The 1,088-nt window shown below is 47.4% G+C and carries 1 protein-coding gene; it reads left to right on the top strand.

The window, feature by feature from the left end; translation table 11 throughout:
* Window positions 1–1,088 (top strand): VCBS domain-containing protein (locus AB4167_RS22005; protein WP_198594307.1); only part of this gene is annotated, 1,088 nt, incomplete at both ends.

The raw sequence follows: 1,088 nt of genomic DNA, 5'->3' as shown, positions 1-1,088 counted from the left end.
GAAACACAAGCGCTGGATAGCGAATTTAAATCCTATAGAGGCCAGCTTCAGCTGATTGACCCTGATAGTGGCGATAACACTCAGTTTGTTTTTAGCGGTAAATATTTAGGTCAAGGGTTTGCACCTGGTTACCTTGATGTTTGGCCTAATGGCACTTATCAATTCAGATTAAATACAGGTACCAATCATCATCCGGACGATCTAATCAGTAGCCTACATGCTGGCGAGTCGATGGAGCTCCCCTACGAAGTCGAAACCACTGATGGTCAGAAGCTCACCATTATGGTGAAAGTGACCGGTGAAGATAACCAAGCAAAAATTGCAGTGACGCCCTACTCCAGCCTAAATAATCATGTTTACGAAGATCATACTTCCTTTGGCAATACCACCAATCAGCTCAGCAGTGGTGGCACGTTACAGGTCATTGACCCGGATCACGACCAAGCCGGTTTTATCGCACAAACCATCACCACCACCGAAGGTGGTCAGTTCAATATCAACGCACAAGGCCATTGGTCATACAACATTGACAATGATAAAGTCCAACATTTAGGCGCAGGGGAAAGCTTCCAGCAAACCTTTACCGTTGAATCTATCGATGGCAGTGCTAAAAAAGATATCACAGTGACCGTTCATGGCACCAATGATGCGCCAGTTGCGTCAGCTGAAGTACGTTTAGCGAATGGCTTGGAAGATAGCAAAATTGTCCTCACCTCAGCACAGCTTCTGGCTAATACTAGCGATGTTGATGACAACGATATTGGCAAACTATCCATTGAAAACCTACAGGCTGACCATGGTGCTATTGCCTTAAATGCCGATGGCACGTTCACTTTTACCCCAGAAAAAGACTACAACGGAGCGGTGCACTTTAGCTATGATGTCAAAGATGCCCACGGTGGTGTGACCCACACTGGCGCATCAACGACGCTCTCGGCGGTTGGCGATGCTGCCCAAATCGCTGGCGTTGATACTGGTTCAATAACCGAAAGCAGCGCGGGTGTCGACATGTCACCTGACTATGCTCACTCAGGCATAGCCACACTTGGCAATACAACACTCTATGCGGATGGCAAGCTGACCATCAC

The sequence above is a fragment of the Vibrio sp. 10N.286.49.E11 genome (genome assembly GCF_041469505.1).
Taxonomy (GTDB): domain Bacteria; phylum Pseudomonadota; class Gammaproteobacteria; order Enterobacterales; family Vibrionaceae; genus Vibrio; species Vibrio crassostreae_C.
This window is presented reverse-complemented; position numbering and strand designations above follow the sequence as displayed.